We start from the raw sequence: 23,077 nt of genomic DNA on the forward strand, positions 1-23,077 counted from the left end.
GTGCTCGACGCGGTAATTCGGTTATCGCGGGGCGGATGAATACTCCGTCTCGACACCGAGGTCTCACAATCGATCCGAGGCGATTGCGGGGTCCGGTTCAACACGACTGTCATGATTCTCACTGCATGCCCGAACGTCCGCTGCTCGAACTGCTGCTGCCAGTGTTTGTTCCAGCAGGACTGCCACCGTCATGGGGCCGACGCCACCCGGCACTGGTGTGATCGCACCGGCATGTGGGAGCGCAGCGGCGTACTCCACATCTCCGACGTTGCCCTCGTTGTACCCCGCATCGATCACCACTGCACCAGGCTTGATCCACGTCCCTTTGATCAGTTCCGGAACACCGACGGCCGCGATGACGACGTCTGCCGAGGCGACGTGGGCGGCCAGGTCGACGGTGCGCGAATGGCAGTATGTCACCGTTGCGCCTCGACGCAGGAGGAGCATTCCCATCGGCAATCCGAGTATCGGGCTTCGGCCGACCACGACAGCATGCTTTCCGGAGAGTTCGACGCCTGTGGCGTCGAGCAGGCGCAGGATGCCACTCGGCGTACACGATTCGAATCCCCCACCGGTCAACGCCATTGCCGCAAAAGATGCCGAAGTGACGCCGTCAACGTCTTTGTCGGCCGAGATGGCATCGAACGCGGCCCGTTCGTCGATGTGGTCTGGCACCGGGTGTTGCAGCAGTATGCCGTCGATCGAAGGGTCCGCCGACAACGCTCTCAGCACGTCGACCAGTTCTTCGGTGGTTGTACTCACTGGGAGTTCGACCGTCCGCGACGTCATTCCGACGGCGACAGATCGTTTGGCCTTCATCTGTACATACGCCTTCGAGGCCGGGTCCGCTCCCACGATGACGGCGGCCAGGCAAGGAACGTGCCCCGCCTCATCACGAAACTGCCTGGTGCGCACCGACAGGTCCGCGAGCGCAGCATCGGCAATTGCGCGTCCGTCGATTATTCGAGCGGCCACGTTCTGGCTGGGCAGATTTTCGGTAGACAGATTTTCGGTGGGCCGATTCTCGATAGACATGGATCCCCTTCACACAAGATGTGTGAAGCACCCAGGCGGTCGATGCCTCGCGATGTGCACTCCCCGGTGGTAATTCCCACCCGCGCCAGTCGTGCGTGGTCAGCGTACCGCGCGGTTGCTTCACCGCCACGAAACGCGTCGAGAACGCCACTCACAAAACGAGACAAATCGACATAACCTATCAATAGGTAACGATCTGACCTGCAGTTATTCCATCCTGTGCAATTAGATGGCACGATGGGGGCAACCGCACGGGCACCAAGCATTGGAGGCACCGATGGACAACGGCAAGATAAACCTGACCTATGACGGTCGGGTGTCACTGAGCTTCCAACTGGCGATTCCGCACGCACCGGACAAGGTCTGGAAAGTGATAACGGAACGCGAGTACCTCGACGCCTGGTTTCCGGCGGACGTCGATTTCGATCTCACTCCCGGCGCGGATCTACTGTTCAAGGTGACACCGGAACAAGTCGAGCGTTTCGGACTGCCCGCAGATCACGTGACGCGCGGGACGGTCATCAGCGTCCACCCGCACCGAATTCTCGAATTCCTCTGGGACGCAGACACTCTTCATTGGGAACTGGCACCGGACGGCACCGGCGGCTGTTGGCTGACTCTCACCCACACGATGGAGGACGAGGAGTCCGCGTACGCGCACGCCGCCGGTTGGCACGCGGGCTTGGAAGTTGTTGCGGCCCAACTCGATGGACGCGAAGTCGACTGGTCTCCGTGGGACCGCGCCGACGAACTCTCACCGCAATATCGCAAGTCTGCTTGATTCTGGGCCCGAGTTCAGTCTCGGGCCCGCATCTCATTCCCCTTTACGCGGGAAATGCCTGATCATTCCTTCTTGGACCACCGTCGCCAACAGCAGTCCTTCCACCGAGAAGTACCGTCCGGTTGCCAGACCGCGCGAACCTGCGGCGACCGGCGATTCGGTGGCGTACAGGACCCAGTCGGTGAACTGGAACGGGCGATGGAACCAGATCGAATGATTGACCGTCGCCGCGACGATACGATCATGACCCCAGGACAAACCATGAGTGGTCAGAATCGAATCGAGCACGGTGGTGTCGGACGAATACGCCAGCGTCGCAGCGTGAATGAGCGAATCGTCCGGCAGATCACCGTCGGGGCGCATCCACACCCGATTGTGGTTGAGTTTCTCGCCGGTGCCCTTGAGGATCCACGCCGGATCGTTGGCGTACCGCATGTCGATCGGCTTGAGCGCTGCACTGAAATGCGGCAGTTTTTCCTCGTACCCCACCAGATGATCGCCGATGGGAGGCAACGACTCCGGAAGTGGAACATCCGGGATCTCGACAGCATGGTCGAGCCCCTTGCCGGAGTCCTGGAACGCCGCGAGCATCACGAACAATTCGTTCTCACCCTGATAGGCAGTCACCTGACGGTTGGCGAACGCCCGCCCGTCGCGATGACGATCCACCCGATACTCGATGGGCGCCTTGACATCTCCGCCGCGAATGAAATGGGCATTCACCGCATGGATGGGGCGATCACCGTCGACGGTCCGCCCGGCGGCCATCAGTGCCTGAGACACCAACTGACCGCCGAACGTCCGCGAACCTACCTGTTTCGGGTGGTATCCACGGAACGCGTCTTCACCGATCTGCTCCAGATCCAACAAACCGAGGAGAGTACCGAGGTCGGTGGACGCGTTCGCGTGGGTCACTCAGTGGTCCTCTTCACCGATGCGGTGGACGTGAATGAGGTTGGTGGAACCGACAGTTCCCGGAGGGGACCCGGCAACGATGACCACGAGGTCGCCCTTGACGTACCGCCCGAGGGAGAGCAACGCACTGTCCACCTGACGCACCATCTCGTCGGTGGTGGCCACCGCATCGACCAGGAACGTCTCGGTTCCCCACGTCAGCGTCAGCTGACTGCGCACCGCGGGCAGCGGTGTGAAGGCGAGCAACGGCAGCGGCGTGTGCAGACGAGCCAGTCGACGCACCGTGTCACCGGACTGAGTGAACGCAACCAAGGCCTTGGCGTCGAGACGTTCGCCGATGTCGCGTGCTGCGTACGAGATGACACCGCGCTTGGTGCGCGGGACGTGGGTCAACGGTGGGACACGGGTCGATTCGTTCTCGACGGCCTCGACGATGCGAGCCATGGTGCGAACGGTTTCCATGACGTACTTGCCCACCGAAGTCTCGCCCGAGAGCATGACTGCGTCGGCGCCGTCGAGAACGGCGTTGGCGACATCGGATGCCTCTGCGCGAGTGGGACGTGAGTTCTCGATCATCGACTCGAGCATCTGCGTCGCGACTATGACCGGCTTCGCGTTCTCACGAGCAATCTGGATTGCGCGCTTCTGAACGAGCGGGACCTGCTCGAGCGGCAACTCGACACCGAGGTCACCGCGGGCGACCATGACGGCGTCGAACGCGAGCACGATGGCTTCGAGATTGTCGATGGCCTCGGGCTTCTCGAGCTTCGCGATGACGGGAACGCGGCGCCCGACTCGATCCATGATGGCGTGAACCAATTCGACGTCCGCCGGTGAGCGAACGAAGGAGAGTGCAATGAAGTCGACACCCAGCTTGAGAGCGAACTCGAGGTCGGCGATGTCCTTGCCCGACAGGGCTGGAACGGAGACGTTCATACCGGGCAGTGAGAGGCCCTTGTTGTTGCTGACCGGACCGCCTTCGGTGACCCGACAGACGACGTCGTTGCCGTCGATGGACGTGACGACCAGGCCGACCTTTCCGTCGTCGACCAGCAGTCGATCGCCGGCCTTGGCGTCGCGCGCCAATTCCTTGTACGTGGTCCCGACGCGATCGTGCGTTCCCTCGACGTCGTCGACGGTGATACGAACCTCTTCACCGTTGGCCCAGGTGGTCCGCTCGTCCTTGAATCGGCCGAGGCGAATCTTGGGCCCCTGAAGGTCGGCGAGAACACCGACGGCCTTTCCGGTGGCGTCCGACGCGGCGCGGACGCGAATGTAGTTTTCTTCGTGATCGGCATGCTCGCCGTGGCTGAAGTTGAGGCGCGCCACGTCCATGCCGCTCTCCACGAGCTCACGGATGCGGTCGCCAGAAGCTGTCGCAGGTCCAAGTGTGCATACAATTTTTGTCCGTCGGTTCACGGCTCGAGCCTAGTCGCTACCCCACCGCACTTCTATCCGGCATTTGCGACCTGCACTTTCTGTACTTACTCGATTCAGTTGGTCAGCTCACGAACAGCGGAAATGCCTTTGGATGAACCGGAGCCGGAAGCGCCGACTCGCCTGTGAGAAACATGTCGACGGCACGTGCGGCCGACCGTCCCTCGGCAATCGCCCACACGACCAGCGACGCCCCGCGATGCGCGTCGCCGCAGACGAATACGCCGGGTGTCCGGGTCTGCCACCCGACATCACACTCGATTCTGCCGAGTGGATCGGTGCCGACATCAAGGTCGGTGAGCAGCGGGGCGGTTTCGACGCCGTCGAAACCCAGAGCGAGCAGGACCATCTCGCACACCAGATCCGTCGTGTCGCCGGTCTCCACCAGGGTCCGTTGTCCGTCCTTCGCTCGTGACACGGCTACCGGAACCATCCGGATTGCACGGACCGCACCCTTACCGTCGTCGAGAAATTCCTGCGCAGCCCATCGGAACCGTTTGTCACTGCCCTCCTCATCCGCCGGCGAGCTGCGTAGGACCCGCGGCCACAACGGCCATGGGTCGCGATCTCGATCGCGGTGTGCCGGAGGTGGGACGTGGTAATCCAACTCCGTCACTGCGTGCGCACCCTGGCGATGCACCGTGCCGAGGCAGTCGGCGGCCGTGTCGCCGCCACCGATGATCACGACTTTCTTACCTCGCGCCGAGATGCTCGACGCACCATCACCCTCGCATTCGTGGTTGGCCGCACGCAGGTACGTCATCGCACGATGGATTCCGCGAAGACTACGACCCGGTACGTCGGTGTCTCTGGCACGATCAGCCCCGACCGCCAGGACTACCGCCTCGAAATCCGTCGAGAGGTCGTGCGCGCTCACGTTCACTCCGACGGCGCAGTCAGTGACGAATCTGGTCCCCTCGGCGGTCAGTTGGTCCAGCCGCCGGTTGATGAGGGCCTTGGGCAACTTGAATTCCGGAATTCCGTAGCGAAGCAGTCCCCCGATCCGATCGCTCCGCTCGAACACCGTGACACTGTGTCCGGCTCGTGTCAGTTGTTGAGCCGCGGCCAGCCCCGCCGGTCCCGAACCGACAACCGCAACACGGTTTCCGCTGTGAACTACCGGTGCCTGCGGCCCCAACCAACCCGATTCCCAGGCGTTGTCGACGATCGCCTGTTCGATGCGCTTGATGGTGACACCCCCCGACGTGTGCTCGTCGTCGAGTGCGAGAACGCAGGCCGTTTCGCACGGTGCGGGGCACAGATGTCCGGTGAACTCGGGGAAATTGTTGGTGGAATGCAAATTCTCCGAGGCTTCGGACCACCGTCCACGCCGAACCAGGTCGTTCCATTCCGGAATGAGATTGCCGAGCGGACACCCCACGTCGGCCGAATGGCAGTACGGCACAGCGCAGTCCATGCAACGCGAGGCCTGTGCAGATACGTCTCGATTTCGCACGACGGGATCCAGCGACTCGTATACCGGCGCCCAGTCGCCGACACGCACATCGGTCGATCTGGTCGGTGAGCCGGATCGTTTCACGTTGAGGAACCCGCGTGCGTCAGGCATGAGCCGGCTCCACCAGTTCGTTCTCTTCCACGACCTTCCGGTAGTCGACAGGCAAAACTTTGGTGAATCTCGGACTCTGGCCAACCCAGTCGTCGAGAAGTTTTGCCGCCACCGGCGAGCCGGTCGCAGCCAAATGCTCGCCGAGAATTTCGACCAGCTGACTGCAGTCTTCCGCCGAAGGCCGCTCCAGAACGACCATGTCGCCGTTGACCTTCTCTGCCTTCACGTCGAGTACGAAGGCAATTCCGCCCGACATTCCCGCAGCAAGGTTCCTACCAGTTGGGCCGATGATGACGACGCGACCCCCGGTCATGTACTCGCACGCATGGTCGCCGACGCCTTCCACCACAGCGACCGCGCCCGAGTTGCGCACCGCGAATCGTTCCCCGACACGCCCCCTGGCATAGAGCGCACCGCTCGTAGCGCCGTACAGCAGCGTATTGCCGGCAATCACCTGCTCCTCGGCCACGAAGGGTGCGTCCTCACTCGGCCGAAGCACAATTCGTCCACCCGAGAGCCCCTTTCCCACGTAATCGTTTGCATCGCCGACGACGACCAGCGAGATGCCGGGCGGCAGGAACGCACCGAGTGACTGGCCTGCCGTTCCACTGAGCACGACGTCGATGGTGCCTTCAGGTAGCCCAACGGCGCCGTAGCGTCTGGTCACCTCTGCGCCCAGCCTCGTTCCCACCGCCCGATCCGTATTGTGTACTGGCAGTTCGATATGCACGGGTCGAGCGTCCTCGAGTGAGTTCGCGGCGCACTCGATCAGGGTGCGTTCGAGTTCGCTCGAAACAGGTACACACGGCGGGTAGGCCGCGCCGGTCGGCGCGGCCGGAACGTCGAAGAGTGGTGAGAGGTCCAACGTGCGACTCTTCCAATGCGCCACCGCCGGAGACATTTCCAATACGTCTGCGTGGCCCAGAGCGTCGTCGATACTTCGAAACCCCAGTTCTGCCAACAGCCGTCGTACGTCGTCGGCGATGAAGCGGAAAAAGTTCTCGACGTACTCGGGCCGGCCGGTGAATCGCTCGCGCAGTTCGGGATTCTGCGTTGCTACTCCGACGGGGCAGGTGTCGAGGTGACATACCCGCATCATGACGCAGCCGGCCGCGATGAGTGGCGCCGTGGAAAACCCGTACTCCTGCGCCCCCAGCAACGCGGCGACGACGACGTCCCGCGCCGTGCGCAAACCCCCATCACACTGGACGACGATTCGATCGCGTAACCCGTTGAGCACCAGAGTCTGCTGAGTTTCGGCCAGCCCGACCTCCCAGGGCGTACCCGCGTGGTGGATGGACGAGAGTGCCGCAGCACCCGTCCCACCGTCGTGACCGGAGATCAGCACCACGTCGGCGTGCGCTTTGGCCACACCTGCCGCAACAGTCCCGACTCCGGCTGCGCTGACCAACTTCACGTGTATCCGCGCGCGATTGTTCGCGCATCTGAGGTCGTAGATCAATTGGGCGAGATCCTCGATCGAATAGATGTCGTGGTGCGGGGGCGGAGAAATGAGCCCGACCCCAGGCGTCGAGTACCGGGTTTCCGCGATCCACGGGTACACCTTGGACCCCGGAAGCTGCCCTCCTTCACCCGGCTTGGCACCTTGGGCCATCTTGATCTGAATGTCGGTGGCATTGACCAGGTAATCGCTGGTCACCCCGAAGCGACCACTCGCGACCTGCTTGACAGCGCTTCGACGCTTGTCGTCACGCAACCGCTCCGGCGACTCTCCGCCCTCACCGGTGTTGGAACGCCCGCCGAGAGCATTCATCGCAACCGCCATCGTCTCGTGCGCCTCCGCAGAGAGGGAACCGTAGCTCATCGCACCGGTGTTGAATCGAGCGAGAATCAACTCGACGGGTTCGACCTGATCGAGCGGAATCGGCGGACGAACCTCACACCGAAATCGAAACAATCCCCGCGGTGTTCCGCCCTGCGCGCTCAGTCGATCGACTTCATCGCTGTAGCGACGAAACATCTCACTTCGCCCGGTCCGGGTCGCATACTGAAGGAAGAACACGGATTCGGGTGTGAACACATGCAATTCACCATCGCGGCGATACCGGTACTGTCCACTGTCGGTCAACTGACGATTGTCGAACTGACGATGCTGCACTGCGGACGACGAGAACGCAGCCGTGTGGCGCATCAGAACTTCGCGCGCGACTTCGGTGATACCGATCCCGCCGATCCGGCTCCGTGTGTTGCAGAAGTATTCGTCGACCAACTCTCGACCCAAGCCCACGGCCTCGAATACCTGTGCGCCCGTGTAGGAGTGAACCGTAGCGATTCCCATCTTCGACATCACTTTGAGCACGCCGAAATTTGTTGCTCTCAGGTAGTTGTCCGACGCAGTCTTCGGATCTATCCCGGGAAGTTCGTCCTGCTCGCTGAGGGCTTGGACAGATTCGAGAGCAAGATACGGGTGGACAGCCGCCGCACCGTAGCCGATCAGCAGCGCGATGTGATGAACTTCGCGCGCGTCACCCGAGTCGACGACGAGGGAAACCTTGGTCCGCAGGCCATGACGAACCAGATCGTGGTGCACGGCTGATACTGCGAGCAATGACGGAATGGGAGCCTGCTCAGGGCCTGATCCACGGTCGGAGATCACCAGAATCTCGATTCCGGCTGCGGCGGCTGTTCGGGCGGACTCACGAAGCCTCTCGACGCCTTCGGTGAGACTGCCCCTCGGATCGAAACTTGCGCGAAGGACAGCGCTTCTCGGAGTTCTTGCGCCGTATAGTTCGGCAACCTTCGCCATCTTCCCCGGTCCGATCACCGGTTTGTCGAGAACAATCCTTCGGCACGACAGCGCCGACGCTTCGAACAAGTTCTGCTCAGCGCCGAGGGTGACACCAAGCGTAGTGACGACTTCCTCGCGAATCGCGTCCAAAGGCGGGTTGGTCACCTGAGCAAAGAGCTGAATAAAGTAGTCGTACAACAGCTTCGGCCGATCCGAAAGAACGGCGAGAGGCGTGTCGACACCCATCGATCCCAACGGCTCCGATCCTGAGCTTGCCATCGGGACAAGAATGTCCCGCAGGTCCTCGGCGTGGTATCCGAAGAGCAACTGCCGTTGCAACAGCGGAGGCGGATCGCCTCGGGCAGGCGCAGTCTCGGGGATGTCCTCGAGGTCTACCAATCCCCCGTCGACCCAGTCCCGGTAGGGGGCTGTGCTCGCGAGTTCGGACTTGATCTCCGCATCGGAAACGATCCGATGGCGAGCGGTGTCCACGAGAAACATGCGTCCCGGTTCGAGGCGCCCCTTCTCCAACACCTCGGACGTGGGAGCGTCGAACACACCGCTCTCACTGGCCAACACGATACGGTCGTTCTTCATCCGCCACCATCGCCCTGGGCGAAGACCGTTGCGATCCAACACGGCCCCGACAACAATGCCGTCGCTGAACGTCACGGACGCCGGACCGTCCCACGGTTCCATCAGACAACCGTGAAATTGGTACAAGGCCTTTATCTCGTCGGGCATCGAAGAATCGTTCTCCCAGGCTCCGGGAATCATCATCGCGATGGCGTGTTGCACACTGCGGCCCCCGAGCGTCAAAAACTCCAGTACTTCGTCGAACGACGAAGAGTCGGATCCTCCCGGGGTGCAGATCGGAAACAGGCGATCGATGTCCCCACCTAAAAGTGTGCTCCGCAGCATCGGCTCGCGAGCGCGCATCCAATTCCTGTTTCCCACAATCGTATTGATCTCGCCGTTGTGGGCGATGCAGCGATACGGCTGAGCGAGTGGCCACGACGGAAATGTGTTCGTGGAGTATCGACTGTGCACAACTGCCAACGCAGTTCGCATTCGGTCGTCGCGTAGGTCGGTGAAGTAACCGGATAACTGCGTCGGCGTCAGCATGCCCTTGTACACGATGGTTCGGGCGGACAACGAGGGGAAATACACCGCATCATCGGCCGAATGAATTCGCTCGACTTGTCTCCTGAGCGCAAACACTCGTCTGTCCAAGGCAATTCCGCCCACACTACGATCTCGCGACTCGGCGCACGTCACAAAACACTGACTGATGTACGGAGCGCACTGCGCGGCAACGGTTCCGACGCAGTCTCGGTCGACCGGCACCTCTCGCCACCCGATAATCTGCAGTCCTTCTGCCGCTGCGTACCGGTGTATCCGAACTACCGCGCGCCAACGTGCTTCCTGATCCACCGGGAGAAAGCAGTTTCCGGCCGCGTAGGTGTTCTCACCCATCGCGTTGGGTGGTGGAAGCTCGAACTCGGTCACCGCGTCGAAGAACTCCGTCGGCAGCTGAATCAGAATGCCCGCGCCGTCTCCGCTGTTGGATTCGCGCCCAACTGCGCCGCGATGGGAGAGATTGCCCAGGACCGCGAGCGCATCGTCGACAACGGAATGCAGGTGGCGTCCAGAGGTGTCTGCTACCACGGCTACACCACACGAATCGGTTTCCTGATCGGGGTCGTACAGGCCCCGAGGTTCAGGTATTCGAGAAAACAGCACTCGGCGACCTCCACGCGGACATGCAGCCGACGTGCGCTAGTTTATCAGCCCATAACCGCAGGTCGCGAGAGCAAAACGGTGACCCCCTGATACCGAGGCATCAGGGGGTCACACTTGCCGAGGGTCGTTTCGATCAGCTACGCAAAGGGCGGTTGTACTGATCGCGCACACTGCCGGTCAACATCATGATTCCGTCGATGAGCGGCCAGATGCCACCGATTCCACACGTCAACCAAGTGACCGCGATCTGTGCGACAGCCATGCCGGGCTGGTTGAGATAAAAACGTCCTGCACCGAATCCGCCGAGCAGAATGCCCAGCAATCCGGCAGTCGTCTTCGACTTGTCCGAGTACGGTTCACCGGTCATCGGGTCACGTCCGTATGGTGCGGACGGGTCGACCAGGCCGTAGCCAGGCTGAGGATAACCCTGAGCTTGTGGGTACCCCTGAGGCTGACCGTAACCCGGCTGTGAGTATCCCGGCTGGGGGTAGCCCTGCGGCGGAGCCGCGTAGGGATTCGGAGTCTGATCTGCCGGTGCACCGTAGACGGGACCGTCCGTCGGGGTTTGGGTCGGCCTCGAGTAGTCCGGCGCCGGATAGTTCTGGGCGGCGTAACTTTCCTGCGACGTGTACGGCGCTGTCGGCTGATTCGGGGTGGAATCAGAATCGGCAGCGGGAAACGCTGTGGTCGATTCGGTTCCGGTCGGCGGCGGGTAGATGGGGTGGTTTCCCCACCCCGGACCGTTTCCGACTCCCGAATACGTGTCCCAGCCTGGACCGGTGCCGGTGGTCTCCGTCGACGGCGTCTTTTCGGTGGGTGCCGAGGTTTCCGTCAACGACGCATCCGCCGTCGCGTCGTAGTCGAACGGCGACCCGAACTGCGGTGGAACCGGCGGCTGTGATCCAGACGAGTCCCCCGACTCGGAAGGTTCCGGATTCTTGTTCAAGTTAGGCAACGTACTTTCCTTCGATTCGACGACGGTACGTAATAGCTTTTGTTATCGGACTTCGAGAAGGTTCGACCTTCTCGAGGCCAGTCCCCCACACATGTTTCCTCGGTTCGCGCTCGCGACTCATCCTCGCAATGGCCGGCGAGCACCGTCCCGCGCATTGCCCGAAAGTATCACGATGCCGTCGACGAACGCCCAGATCCAGATTCCGATCGCAAATGGAATTCCGATGAGGAACGCCGACATGAACAGCGCGAAGAACATGCCGAGCAGTTGGCACAATCCGATGCCGACACTTCCGATATAGAGGCGCCCGACTCCACAGATTCCGAAGAAGCCCAGCAAGATCTGCAACAGTCCAGCGGTGGCCTTCGACTTGTCGGAATACGGTTCCCCGGTTACCGGGTGCCGACCGTACGGGGCGTAGGGATCTCCGAACCCGTACATCGATGGAGGCGGCAATGGCTGCTGATATCCGTACGGATTGGGCGCGCCGTAGACCGGTCCCTGATCCTCGGGGAATCCCCCCTGCGAATAGGGACCTGTCACGGCTTGTCTTTCTTCGACAGCTTCACCGCGTCCGACGACTCATCCGACGCTGCCGTGGAGGCGCTTGCCTCACTGGAAGCGGATTCAGCAGCATCGGATTCAGAATCTTCAGCGTCGGCGACTTTCGCGTCGGCCTTCGCCGAATCAGTTTCGGTAACTGGCGCCGCGACTCCTGCTTCGCCGGCAGCTACCGCAGCGACGTAGTCCTTCGACTTCAAATCAGCCGGATCCTCACGACCCTTCTTCGCCAGGAAGAAGTAGGCCAGTGCGGCGAAGAACACGATCCCCGAAGTGAATGTGTTGACGCGAATGCCGGCGATCTCGTAGGCGAAATCGTCGCGCATCAGTTCGACGACGAACCGGCCCAGGCAATAGCCCGCGACGTACAGAGCAAACAGGCGTCCGTGGCCGATCTTGAATCGGCGGTCGACGAGGACCAGCAGGATCACGATCAGGACGTTCCACACAGCTTCGTAGAGGAACGTCGGGTGAACGACCCGAATGACTTCTCCGTTGGAGACACCTGCCAGTTGATCGAGCTGGCCGGAAGAGTTCACACGCTCGAAGATCTCGAGGCCCCATGGGACGGTGGTCTCGCGACCGTACAACTCCTGGTTGAAGTAGTTGCCGATACGACCGATGGCCTGCGCGAGCAAGATTCCGGGCGCAATCGCATCACCGAGCGCGGACACCGGAATGCCGCGTCGACGGCAGCCGATCCACGCACCGATGCCGCCGAGGAACACTGCTCCCCAGATTCCGAGGCCTCCCTGCCACACCTTGAGTGCGTCGAGTGGCTGACCGTTCTCGCCGAAATAGGCGGGCCAGTCGGTCAAAACGTGGTAGAGCCTGCCACCGATCAGACCGAAGGGAACGGCCCAGATCGCGATGTCGAGAACGGTCCCCTTCTCGCCGCCGCGGGCGACCCAACGACGATCTCCCCACACGATCGCGACGATGATGCCGAGGATGATGAAGAGCGCGTAGGCGCGAAGCGCCACCGGTCCGACGTACCAGACGCCTTGGGGCGGGCTGGGGATATAGGCCAGCAGGTCCACAGTTGAGGTCACGACGCCACGGTAGCCGAGCGGACGCCCTCGGCGAGTTCTTCGGTGAGCGAGCGAACCGCTCCCAGGCCGTTCTCGACCGCGGAGACCAGAGCCGAGCCGACGATGACGGCATCGGCGTATGCCGCGATTTCGGCAGCCTGTGCGCCGGAGCGAACTCCCAATCCGACGCCGACGGGAATGTCGGAATGCGCGCGGATTCGTGCGGTCAGTTCCGGAGCCATCGAAGACACGGCGTCGCGAGCGCCGGTGACACCCATCGTCGAGGCCGCGTAGATGAATCCACTACTCGCATCGAGTGTCATCGCGAGTCGTTCTTCCGTCGAGGACGGAGCGACAAGGAAGATCCGGTCGAGGTGGTGCTCCTCGGATGCTTCCATCCAGACGCCGGCTTCTTCCGGAATGAGGTTGGGGGTGATCAGTCCGAGCCCGCCGGCGGAAGCGAGGTCTCGTGCGAACTTGTCGACGCCGTACTGCAGTACCGGGTTCCAGTACGTCATCACGACGGCCTTGCCGCCGACCGAACTGATCTGCTCGATCACGGTGAAGATGTCGCGAAGGCGAACGCCGTTGGTGAGTGCGGTTTCGGCTGCACGCTGGATGGTCGGACCGTCCATGACCGGATCGGAATACGCGACACCGACTTCGATGATGTCGCAGCCACCGTCGACCATCGCCTTGAACACGTCGATCGATTCGGGAACGGTCGGATAACCGGCAGGCAGGTAACCGACGAGGGCGGCACGCTTGTCAGCCTTGCAGGCGGCAAAGGTGGGTGCGAGGCGTGATGGTCGTTCGCTCACTTGTCCGAGCCTTCCGTGTTGTCGTTCTCGTCTGCTGCATCATCCGGAGCGGCTGCCTGACCTGAGGCGCCGTCGAAAAGACCGAACCAGCTTGCGGCGGTGTCCATGTCCTTGTCACCGCGACCGGAGAGATTGACGACGATGATCGCGCCCTCACCGAGTTCTTTGCCCAGTCGGAGTGCGCCGGCGACGGCGTGGGCCGATTCGATGGCCGGGATGATGCCCTCGCGGCGCGAGAGCAGCAGCAGCGCATCCATGGCTTCACTGTCGGTGACGGGTTCGTAGGTCGCGCGCCCGATATCGCTCAGGTAAGCGTGCTCGGGTCCGACGCCCGGGTAGTCCAGACCAGCAGAGATCGAGTGCGATTCGATGGTCTGACCGTCTTCGTCCTGGAGGAGGTAGGAGTAGGCACCCTGGAATGCACCAGGGGTACCGCCGGCGAACGTTGCTGCATGCCTTCCGGTTTCGACACCGTCGCCGGCCGCTTCGTAGCCAACCAGCCGTACCGACAGATCGTCGATGAACGGGTGGAAGATTCCGATTGCGTTGGAGCCGCCTCCGACGCAGGCTGTGACTGCATCGGGCAGGCGGCCGGTCAGTGCCTGAACCTGGACGCGTGTTTCGAGGCCGACCACTCGCTGGAAGTCCCGAACGATGGTGGGGAACGGGTGCGGGCCTGCCGCGGTACCGAAGCAGTAATAGGTGTTGTCCGCGTGGGAAACCCAGTCGCGCAAGGCTTCGTTGATCGCGTCCTTGAGCGTGCGCGAACCGGTCTCGACCGAAACGACCTCCGCGCCGAGCAGGCGCATGCGTGCGACGTTCAGTGCTTGACGTTCGGTGTCGACAGCACCCATGTAGATGACGCACTCGAGACCGAGCAGTGCACAGGCGGTTGCCGATGCCACACCGTGCTGGCCCGCTCCGGTCTCGGCGATGATGCGGGTCTTGCCCATACGCTTTGCCAGCAGAACCTGACCGAGAACGTTGTTGATCTTGTGAGAACCGGTGTGGTTCAGATCTTCACGCTTGAGAAGGATGCGCGCACCGCCGGCGAACTCGCTCATTCGCGTTGCCTCGAAAATCGGCGACGGGCGCCCGGTGTAATCGCGCTGCAAGCGGTCGAGTTCGTTCAAGAACGTGTCGTCCGCTCGAGCCTTTTCGTACTCCGCAGTGACTTCGTCGATAACCGCCATGAGGGCTTCCGGCACATGCCGTCCGCCGTAGACGCCGAAATGGCCTCCGGCGTCGGGATCGTGGGAGCGCTCGGTGAGTCCCGCGCTGGCCGGCGGCAGATTGCCGCCCTTGAATATTGCACCGGAGCCTGGTTCCTGAGTACGTGAAGTCACCCCACCAGTCTGCCCCAACGGTGTCGCTGGTCACCGCCCGGGTGCATCAAAGCACGCCGGGCGGGTGAAGCGATTTATCGAGACGGTTTGGGGCAGGACGGGTGCGCACCTGCATTGACCAGATCTGCGACGGCCTTGCGAGGGTCGCCGCTGGTCACGAGGCCTTCACCGACGAGCACTGCGTCGGCGCCCGCCCCGGCGTACGCCAACAGATCGGCAGTTCCGCGAACACCGGACTCGGCAATCTTGATCGTCTCGGTCGGAAGACCGGGAGCGATGCGACCGAAGGTGTTCTTGTCCACCTCGAGAGTCTTGAGATTGCGGGCGTTCACACCGATCACCTTGGCGCCGGCTTCGAGCGCGCGGTTGGCTTCTTCCTCCGTGTGCACCTCGACGAGGGCAGTCATTCCCAGAGATTCGGTGCGATCGATCAACGAGGCGAGCGCCTGCTGCTCGAGTGCCGCGACGATCAGCAAGATGACGTCGGCGCCGTGAGCGCGAGCCTCGTGAATCTGGTACGGCCCCACGATGAAGTCCTTGCGGAGCACCGGAATGGTGACCGCTTTACGGACTGCGTCCAGGTCGGCCAACGAGCCGTGAAAACGGCGCTCTTCGGTGAGAACACTGATGATGCGTGCGCCACCGGCTTGGTACGCCGCGGCGAGCTCAGCGGGATCGGCAATGTCGGCCAACGCACCCTTTGACGGGCTCGCTCGCTTGACCTCGGCGATGACGCCGATGCTCGATTCCAGAAGTGCTGCTGCAGCATCGAGTGCAGGCGGTGCAGCGGCCGCAGCAGCCTTGACTGCAGCGAAGTCGAGTACGGCTTCGCGGGCGGCGACATCAGCGCGCACCCCGTCGAGAATCGAGTCGAGTACGGTCATCGTGGCCCGAATCCTTTCTGGGCAAGAGCCCGATGTGAGATACGTCATCAGGGTGGTCTCAGCCTAGTGGGACGAAATTTTGCTACTCCGTCGGGGTACCCACGCAGGTGAGGGTTCAGTCTTACTCAGTGGGACGACCCCGGTTTCGCGCCGTTGTCTCCCCCAACTCCGTCGTCCCCGTCAGTCGCTGTCGGGTCCTCTCCGGCGTCGAGCGCATCCCACAACATCCGTTGTGTCACAGGCTCGTCCGATGCGGGTTTGTCTCCCTGACCGAGCTTGGCTGCGGCCTCGCGGCGCGCGGCAGGGTTGTCGTATTTCGACGACAACCCGCCTCGCACTGGAGGTTTGCGCATCAGAAGTACCGCCGCGCCGAGCGCCGCCACCGCTCCGACCAACGCAAGCAAGGCAGGCAATACCGAAACAGTCGTCGAGAGATCTTCCGGGTGACCGGACAACTCGGCCAAGTCCACCGCTCGGTCCGCAGAGGCTCCGGACACCAACAACTGCACTGCCGTAACCGCTACCGCGATGGCGACGAGGGCAACCAACAGTCCGACTACCCGAAGTGCCCAACCTCGCACCGCAAACGACGCCGCGATCGCCGCTAGAAGCGCGAGCGCGAGCGGAGTCATCGCCGCCGCCCAGGTGCTGCCGTCGAGATCCGTCGTCCTCTCCAGCGTCTTGCCGTCGCTCGAGGTCAGATGAACCCACGTCATTCGTGAGCTGCCCCACAGAGCTGCTGCCGACAACGCCAGCAGAAGCGTTCTCGGCACGGCGGTGCCACGAGAAACGCTTGTAGGCTCCGCTGCACTCGACTCGTTCTCACTCACTGATCGTCACCTCCGATGGTGCGCAGGGTGTGCGCCGACGCAATCGCGCTCAGCACTGCCATCGCCTTGTTGCGGGCCTCGGTGTCCTCGTAGACCGGATCCGAGTCGGCGACGACGCCGGCGCCCGCCTGGACGTATCCGATCCCGTCCTTGATCAATGCCGTTCGGATCGCGATCGCGGTGTCGGCGTCGCCGGCGAAGTCGAGGTAGCCGACGATGCCGCCGTAGATACCGCGCCTGGTCGGTTCCAGTTCTTCGATCAGCTGCATCGCTCGGACCTTGGGCGCCCCCGAGAGGGTTCCAGCGGGGAAGCATGCGGTGACGGCGTCGAGAGCGTGCTTTCCCTCGGCCAGATGTCCGGTGACCGTCGATACGAGATGCATCACGTGGCTGTACCGCTCGATGTGCCGGTAGTCGTGCACCTTCACCGTGCCCGGGCGACAGACACGACCCAGATCGTTTCGCCCCAGATCGACGAGCATGAGGTGCTCGGAGTTTTCCTTCTCGTCGGCGAGGAGGTCCTTCTCGAGCAGGATGTCGTCCTCCTCTGTGGCACCGCGCCATCTGGTTCCAGCGATCGGGTGTGTTGTCGCGACGCCCTCGGCGACGGTTACCAGTGCCTCAGGGCTCGAACCGACGATCGAAAACGCCGTCTCTCCATCACCGTTCGGCACGTTGAGCAGATACATGTACGGGCTGGGGTTCGACGCTCGCAGCATCCGGTACACGTCGATCGGTGCTGCAGTGCAATCGATCTCGAATCGCTGCGAGAGAACTACCTGGAATGCCTCGCCCGCTTCGATGTCGCCGATCAACTTTTCGACGTCGACACCGAAGCTCTCGGTGGTGCGCTGACGACGGTAGTTCGGAGTCGCTTTCGAAAATGTCGACACCGTCGATTTCGCCGGCGCCGCGAGAGCACGAGTCATCGCGTCCAACCTGGCGACTGCGTCGTCGTACGCCGTGTCGACGCGCTCGTCCGTGCCGTCCCAGTTGACGGCATTGGCGATGAGGGTGATCGCCCCTTCGTGGTGATCGACTGCGGCGATGTCGGCGGCAAGCAGCATGACCATTTCGGGGATCTGCAGGTCGTCGACCGCGGAGTCACCCAATCTCTCGAGGCGCCGCACCGCGTCGTAGCCGAGGAATCCGACCATTCCGCCGGTCAGCGGGGGCAGGTCGGGCAGCCGCTCCGAACGAAGCAGCTCGAGGGTGGCACCGAGCGCGTCGATCGGGTCGCCGCCGGCCGGAGCGCCGGCCGGAACGTTGCCGTACCAGGCCGCCTCTCCGTCCACGACGGTCAGTGCAGCCGGACTCCCGACGCCGATGAACGACCACCGCGACCACGAACGACCGTTCTCGGCCGACTCGAGCAAGAAGGTGCCGGGACGATTGCCGGCCAACTTCTCGTACGCCGAGAGCGGAGTTTCGGAGTCCGCCAACACTTTCCGAGTGACCGGAACGACCCGGTGCTCAGCTGCGAGGGCACGGAACTGCTCCCGGGTGGTGGTGGAATCGGACGCGTCACCGACGATCGCGGTGTCGGACGACCGTGCGGACATGGAGGTGGGCTCGCCGTGCATGCCTCCATCATCCCAGGCTCCCCCACACGGTCGTCGTGCGCGGGTAACCTCGGCCGAATGAAACCAGGCCAACTCGCTCCCGATTTCTCACTGCCCGACCAGGACGGGACTCCGCGCTCGCTGACGAGCCTGCTCGAGAACGGACCCCTGGTCCTCTTCTTCTACCCGGCAGCCTCGACGCCGGTGTGCACCGCCGAGGCGTGCCACTTCCGTGACCTCGGCAGCGAATTCGCCGCGGTGGGCGCTTCGCGAGCGGGCATCAGCACCGATACGGTCGAAGCTCAGTCCACCTTTGCCACCGCACAATCCTTCGACTACCCCCTACTCGCCGACACCGACGGCAAGGTAGCCGAACAGTTCGGCGTCAAGCGCGGACTCCTGGGCAAGTTGGCTCCGGTCAAACGCTCGACCTTCGTGATCGACACCGACCGCACCGTCCTCAAAGTCATCTCGAGTGAACTACGCGCCAACACCCACGGCGACCAGGCGCTCGAGTTCCTTCGCAATCGAAGCTGACCCACCTGGGCGACCTGATTCTCTGCGCGATTTGAAATCTCTAGGCGACCTGAATCGAGCGCTTCGCAAGCCCCATCCAGAATCCGTCGATCACCTGGGTGGGCACCTGTTCCGGATCGGATGACGCACCGAGCGTGACGAACAACGGGGCGAAGTGCTCGATGGTCGGATGCGCGTACGGCATCCCGGGAGCTTGAGCGCGGAAGTCGATCAAGGAATCGACGTCACCGGCAGCGAACCTCTCCCCTGCCCACGCGTCGAATTCCGCCGACCATCCCGGGGCCTGCGCCTCCGGTGACGGATCGCGCAGGAACGGTAGCCCGTGCGTGGTGAATCCGGATCCCACGATCAGTACACCTTGCTCACGGAGTGGCCGTAGGCGCTGTCCGAGATGGAGCAAACGCTCGGGATCGAGGGTGGGCAGCGAAATTTGCAGTACCGGGATGTCTGCGTCCGGGTACATCACCGTGAGCGGCACGTAGGCACCGTGATCCAGGCCTCGATTCGGCTGCTGAACCACGCGTTCGTTGTCCGGCATCAACGCGGCAACCTGGGCGGCGAGTTCCGGAGCGCCGGGAGAGTTGTACTTCGCGCGGTAGAACCTCTCGGGAAAACCACCGAAGTCGTAGATGAGCGGGGTGCCCGTGGTCGTCGATCCGATCGTCAGCGGTGCTGATTCCCAGTGCGCCGATACGACGAGGATTGCCGTCGGCCGCGGAAGGTCGCCGGCCCACGCCCCCAACTGGTCGACCCACAACGCGCTGTCCACCAGCGGCGGAGCACCGTGGCTGAGATACAGCGCAGGCATGGTTGTGGTGGACATACGGACTCCTCGGGATAGACATTCGTCGCAAGTTGAAGATTCAACCTAATATAGAACTCAACACTTGCGTCCCGCAACTATTCCCCGCAGGATTCTTCTGGACATGCGTCTGAGACGCTGTACACAAGCACGCTCCGTGCACGAAGAATGCTCGACCCGAAGGAGAAGTCACCGATGAGTGAACCGACCGCGCAGCCCGACGCGCAGTCTCAGACGAAGTGGCTCACAGCCGAGCAGCAAGAAGCATGGCTGACACTGATCGCTCTCGTGACACGGTTGCCTGCCGCACTCGACACTCAACTACAACGCGATTCGGCACTCACACACTTCGAATACTTCGTACTCGCGGCACTCTCGGACGCCCCCGACCACAAGCTCCAGTTGTCGGTACTGGCCCAGCGCGCGAACGCGTCCCTGTCCCGCCTCTCGCACGTGATCACGAAGATGGAGAAGGCCGGCTGGGTGAAACGGGAAGTCATTCGTGGCAGCCGCGGCTCCAACGCAGTGCTCACCGATGAGGGAATGGCAAAGGTGGTCGCGGCCGCACCGCCGCACGTCGCCTCAGTTCAAGGTCTCCTCTTCGAGGGCCTCGACGATCGCCAGGTCGCCCAGCTTTCGTCGTTGGGTACAGCAATGCTCACCCAACTGGACAAGGGAATCGCCGCCGGACTCGGCAAGGCCTGACCACATCCCCGAGACGAGCGACTGATGATCAAGACGGCAGCTTCGCGAGGTCGAGTGCAGCCAAGTGACTGAACAGCATGCTCGCTCCGATCGGGTTTCCACCGCCGGGGTACGTAGTCCCGCTGGCCGCTGCCATCGTGTTCCCCGCCGCGTACAACCCGGCAATCGCCGTACCGTCGGCTTTGAGCACCCTCCCGGTCGCGTCGGTCCGTAGACCACCTTTGGTCCCGAGGTCGGAGATGCCGAAAGCGGCAGCGTGAAACGGCCCTTGATCGATCGGTACGAGCGGCGAAGCCCCCTCGGAGAAGGCGCGGTCGTACGCAGTGTCTCCTCGACCGAAGTCCGTGTCGACGCCAGTCGCCGCAAACGCGTTGAATCGCTTCACGGTCTCCACCAGTTCCGCTGCGGGAACATCAATCTGGGCAGCGAGGTCTTCGAGTGTCTGTGCACTCTTCCACAACCCCGCAGCCACATACTGCTCCGTCTGGGCCATGGGTACGTTGGGTGCCTTCACCGGCGGCACTGCGCCTTCTCTGTTGTCGTAGATCATCCAGTACGGCGTGGTTACTTTCCCTGCCCGCATGTGTTCGATGACGGCGCGACCCAAGCGGTCGTACGGCGCTGATTCGTTGACGAATCGACGACCGTCGTCGTCCACGAAGATTCCGCCGGTGAACCACAGCGCAAACGCGGAGCGCCCATCTGGATGGGTGAGTCCCGGCGACCACCAGGCCTCGCCCATCAGGTCGGTGTCGGCACCCGCGGCGACCGCAGCCTGGTGCGCCTTCCCGAGGTTGCCGGGGCAGCCCATCGTGTCGAGAGCGGATCCGGGGACACCGAATTCGGCACGCATGGTCTCGTTCTGCTCGAATCCACCGGCGGCGAGGATCACTCCTCTGCGTGCCTGAATGGTTCGACGCCGACCATCTCGGTCGACGACGGCTCCGACCACCACCCCGTCCTCGACAACCAGTTCCTCGAGAGTGGTCTTCAGGTGCATGGTGGCGTTCGGGAGTTCCGCAAGAGCCAACAGGAATCGACCGATCAACGACTGGCCGCCGACGAGGTACTTCGGCAACTCCTCCCCCAGCCGTTCCGTCGCCAGCGGCGGACGAAGCGAATCACGAAGGGCACCCAGCTTGTTCGCGTTCATCGGCTTGGGAACAATGTGCCGTCCACTCGCTCGAGCCTTGGGCTCTTCACCGAAGTAGTCGGGCCACGGCAGTATCTGAAACTCGAAGTTCGAGTCCTCTTCGAGGTAGTCGATCAACCCGGCGCCACCTCGAACGTAGGCTTCCTGAACGTCGGCGGGCGTACGATCACCCACCACTGATCGGTAGTACTCCAGCGCATCCTCGATGGTGTCGTCGTCCCCGCCCCGACGAAGAACGGCGTTGCACGGGAACCACATTCCGCCGCCGCCCGAGTACGCCGTTGTTCCGCCGTACTTGTCGGTTGCTTCGATCGCAATGACGTCGAGGCCTTCGCGGGCTGCCGTGTACGCGCCGGTGAGTCCGCCGCCTGATCCCACAGCGAGTACGTCGCACGTCTCGTCCCACTTCGTCATCGTCAGCCTCTCTGATTCTGGGCACAGTTTCCGAACATGTTCTAGAAATCGTTCTAACACATGGACTTAGCGATCGCGGGGGTTCGAAATTCTGTCCCACCGAGCGGGAGCGAGACATGACGCCGAGCGGGAGCGAGAACGAGAACGAGCAGCGATAGCGCACACTTTGCTCGCACGGGTCCGATCCCGTAGTGTCTGGACACATGTCTGGTAAGACCAAGTTCGAGTCCACTCGTCGACGGCTCACACAGCAGCAAGCCGAAACCGTCGATCGATTGACCGCGGCAGCGATCACGGTCCTGCGCGACAAAGGGTTTGCGGATCTGACCGTGCGGATGGTGGCAGCGGAAGCCGGTGTCGCCGCGGCTACGGCGTACACCTATTTCTCGTCCAAGAGTCACCTTGTGGCAGAACTGTTCTGGCGCCGACTCGACGCGGTACCGCACGAGCCCTCCCCCGAGGCGGAACGAGAAGCGCAGGTCTGCTCGGTCCTTCGAAGCGTCGCACTCCTCGTTTCCGACGAACCGGAGCTGGCCGCGGCCGTGACCACGGCGATGATGGGCAACGATCCCGACGTCGAACACCTTCGGGGACGTATCGGCAAGAACATCCGCGAGCGGCTCATCGAGGCGCTGGGGCCGTCATACGATCCCGACGTACTCGAAGCACTCGAAATCTCCTGGTCCGGAGCGCTTGTCCGAGCCGGCATGGGTTACGAGTCCTATTCGCAGATCGCAGACCGGCTCGAAGTCACTGCCAGGCTGATCATGGCGGGCCGCGACAACCTTCACTAGATGGGGGTCATGGCACTCACCAGCCATGTGCCGTCGACTCGATCGAGTGTCACCTCGACTCGGCTCGACGTCGACGCTGGTGCCGGCCGCGCGATACTCGTCGTGATCTGATCGACGAACAGGAGCAATTCCGCTCGGTCTGCAGCAGCGGAGAGCACTCCGACATCGACTACTCGCGCTTTCGTGCTGATTCCCTGCTCCTTCGACTGTGGGGCAACTGTTTTCGATCCGAATTCGGTGAAACTGTCCTGAAACGATCCGCCGGCGCCTTCGGCCGCTCGTGCGAGATCGCCGTCGACGGTATCGCTGTTGTAGCTCAAGAGCTTCTCGACGAGCGTGGGCGCCACACCGATCACCTCGGCACGTGCGGTTTCAGCGTCCCCCGAACGGTGGTGACTCCAGATCGCAGTGCCGCCGACTCCCATCAAGACCAACGCTGCAAGCGCTATGACCAT

General features: G+C 62.6%; 20 protein-coding genes. 4 read left to right on the forward strand and 16 right to left on the reverse strand.

Going from position 1 to position 23,077, the window contains the following annotated elements; translation table 11 throughout:
* Nucleotides 1-63: 63 nt before the first annotated feature.
* Nucleotides 64-1,035: a bifunctional 5,10-methylenetetrahydrofolate dehydrogenase/5,10-methenyltetrahydrofolate cyclohydrolase gene (locus ACBG85_RS15715; RefSeq protein ID WP_372023958.1), complete on the reverse strand. Its 972-nt coding sequence runs from the start codon at nucleotides 1,033-1,035 to the stop codon at nucleotides 64-66.
* A 277-nt stretch (nucleotides 1,036-1,312) separates the two neighbouring features.
* Here ACBG85_RS15715 and ACBG85_RS15720 point away from each other — a divergent pair, with 277 nt between their 5' ends.
* Nucleotides 1,313-1,816, forward strand: a complete 504-nt coding sequence (locus ACBG85_RS15720) for an SRPBCC domain-containing protein (RefSeq protein WP_042923025.1) — start codon at nucleotides 1,313-1,315, stop codon at nucleotides 1,814-1,816.
* 33 nt (nucleotides 1,817-1,849) lie between these two features.
* Here the strand turns inward: ACBG85_RS15720 and ACBG85_RS15725 are convergent, their stop codons facing one another.
* From ACBG85_RS15725 to ACBG85_RS15780, 12 genes are all read right to left on the reverse strand, one after another.
* Complete coding sequence (locus tag ACBG85_RS15725; protein ID WP_372023959.1) at nucleotides 1,850-2,731, reverse strand: acyl-CoA thioesterase; 882 nt, start codon at nucleotides 2,729-2,731, stop codon at nucleotides 1,850-1,852.
* Nucleotides 2,732-4,150, reverse strand: coding sequence for a pyruvate kinase (gene pyk / locus ACBG85_RS15730; protein ID WP_003944038.1), 1,419 nt, complete (start codon nucleotides 4,148-4,150; stop codon nucleotides 2,732-2,734).
* 82 nt (nucleotides 4,151-4,232) lie between these two features.
* Entirely contained in the window at nucleotides 4,233-5,735 is a 1,503-nt protein-coding gene (locus ACBG85_RS15735; protein WP_372023961.1) for a glutamate synthase subunit beta, read from the reverse strand.
* Nucleotides 5,728-10,227, reverse strand: coding sequence for a glutamate synthase large subunit (gltB, locus tag ACBG85_RS15740; RefSeq protein ID WP_372023962.1), 4,500 nt, complete (start codon nucleotides 10,225-10,227; stop codon nucleotides 5,728-5,730). Before gltB ends, ACBG85_RS15735 begins: the two co-directional genes overlap by 8 nt.
* Before the next feature lie 133 nt (nucleotides 10,228-10,360).
* Nucleotides 10,361-11,173, reverse strand: coding sequence for a TM2 domain-containing protein (locus ACBG85_RS15745; protein WP_064074454.1), 813 nt, complete (start codon nucleotides 11,171-11,173; stop codon nucleotides 10,361-10,363).
* A 126-nt stretch (nucleotides 11,174-11,299) separates the two neighbouring features.
* Nucleotides 11,300-11,725 carry a TM2 domain-containing protein gene (locus tag ACBG85_RS15750; protein ID WP_030536756.1) on the reverse strand — a complete coding sequence of 142 codons (426 nt, stop codon included), beginning with the start codon at nucleotides 11,723-11,725 and terminating at the stop codon, nucleotides 11,300-11,302.
* On the reverse strand, nucleotides 11,722-12,795 hold the full coding sequence (lgt, locus tag ACBG85_RS15755) for a prolipoprotein diacylglyceryl transferase (protein WP_180279703.1): 1,074 nt from the start codon (nucleotides 12,793-12,795) through the stop codon (nucleotides 11,722-11,724). The genes ACBG85_RS15750 and lgt overlap by 4 nt, the downstream gene beginning before the upstream one ends.
* The gene (gene trpA / locus ACBG85_RS15760; protein WP_372023963.1) at nucleotides 12,792-13,595 is read right to left on the reverse strand and encodes a tryptophan synthase subunit alpha; all 804 of its coding nucleotides are present in this window, start codon (nucleotides 13,593-13,595) and stop codon (nucleotides 12,792-12,794) included. The genes lgt and trpA overlap by 4 nt, the downstream gene beginning before the upstream one ends.
* Nucleotides 13,592-14,941: a tryptophan synthase subunit beta gene (gene trpB, locus ACBG85_RS15765; protein ID WP_007728699.1), complete on the reverse strand. Its 1,350-nt coding sequence runs from the start codon at nucleotides 14,939-14,941 to the stop codon at nucleotides 13,592-13,594. The genes trpA and trpB overlap by 4 nt, the downstream gene beginning before the upstream one ends.
* Nucleotides 14,942-15,015: 74 nt before the next feature.
* On the reverse strand, nucleotides 15,016-15,825 hold the full coding sequence (gene trpC, locus ACBG85_RS15770; RefSeq protein ID WP_003944016.1) for an indole-3-glycerol phosphate synthase TrpC: 810 nt from the start codon (nucleotides 15,823-15,825) through the stop codon (nucleotides 15,016-15,018).
* Between the two features lie 125 nt (nucleotides 15,826-15,950).
* A complete protein-coding gene (locus ACBG85_RS15775; protein WP_372023965.1) occupies nucleotides 15,951-16,655 on the reverse strand; it encodes a TIGR02234 family membrane protein in 705 nt (234 codons plus the stop codon).
* Nucleotides 16,652-18,238, reverse strand: a complete 1,587-nt coding sequence (locus tag ACBG85_RS15780; protein ID WP_007728697.1) for an anthranilate synthase component I — start codon at nucleotides 18,236-18,238, stop codon at nucleotides 16,652-16,654. Before ACBG85_RS15780 ends, ACBG85_RS15775 begins: the two co-directional genes overlap by 4 nt.
* Before the next feature lie 57 nt (nucleotides 18,239-18,295).
* On the opposite strand from ACBG85_RS15780, the gene ACBG85_RS15785 reads away from it, so the two are divergent.
* Nucleotides 18,296-18,754 carry a peroxiredoxin gene (locus ACBG85_RS15785; RefSeq protein ID WP_007728696.1) on the forward strand — a complete coding sequence of 153 codons (459 nt, stop codon included), beginning with the start codon at nucleotides 18,296-18,298 and terminating at the stop codon, nucleotides 18,752-18,754.
* Between the two features lie 40 nt (nucleotides 18,755-18,794).
* On the opposite strand, the gene ACBG85_RS15790 is transcribed toward ACBG85_RS15785, so the two are convergent.
* Complete coding sequence (locus tag ACBG85_RS15790; RefSeq protein WP_003944012.1) at nucleotides 18,795-19,577, reverse strand: dioxygenase; 783 nt, start codon at nucleotides 19,575-19,577, stop codon at nucleotides 18,795-18,797.
* Nucleotides 19,578-19,751: 174 nt separating this feature from the next.
* On the opposite strand from ACBG85_RS15790, the gene ACBG85_RS15795 reads away from it, so the two are divergent.
* The gene (locus ACBG85_RS15795; protein WP_030536759.1) at nucleotides 19,752-20,261 is read left to right on the forward strand and encodes a MarR family winged helix-turn-helix transcriptional regulator; all 510 of its coding nucleotides are present in this window, start codon (nucleotides 19,752-19,754) and stop codon (nucleotides 20,259-20,261) included.
* A 28-nt stretch (nucleotides 20,262-20,289) separates the two neighbouring features.
* Here the strand turns inward: ACBG85_RS15795 and ACBG85_RS15800 are convergent, their stop codons facing one another.
* Nucleotides 20,290-21,828 (reverse strand): FAD-binding protein, encoded by a 1,539-nt coding sequence (locus ACBG85_RS15800; protein ID WP_064689623.1) that lies wholly within the window; start codon nucleotides 21,826-21,828, stop codon nucleotides 20,290-20,292.
* Between the two features lie 203 nt (nucleotides 21,829-22,031).
* Here ACBG85_RS15800 and ACBG85_RS15805 point away from each other — a divergent pair, with 203 nt between their 5' ends.
* The gene (locus ACBG85_RS15805) at nucleotides 22,032-22,622 is read left to right on the forward strand and encodes a TetR/AcrR family transcriptional regulator (protein ID WP_003943994.1); all 591 of its coding nucleotides are present in this window, start codon (nucleotides 22,032-22,034) and stop codon (nucleotides 22,620-22,622) included.
* On the opposite strand, the gene ACBG85_RS15810 is transcribed toward ACBG85_RS15805, so the two are convergent.
* Complete coding sequence (locus tag ACBG85_RS15810) at nucleotides 22,619-23,077, reverse strand: hypothetical protein (RefSeq protein ID WP_225320405.1); 459 nt, start codon at nucleotides 23,075-23,077, stop codon at nucleotides 22,619-22,621. The two genes, ACBG85_RS15805 and ACBG85_RS15810, sit on opposite strands and share 4 nt — an antisense overlap.

The organism is Rhodococcus sp. NyZ502, assembly GCF_041464245.1.
GTDB lineage: Bacteria > Actinomycetota > Actinomycetes > Mycobacteriales > Mycobacteriaceae > Rhodococcus_F > Rhodococcus_F qingshengii.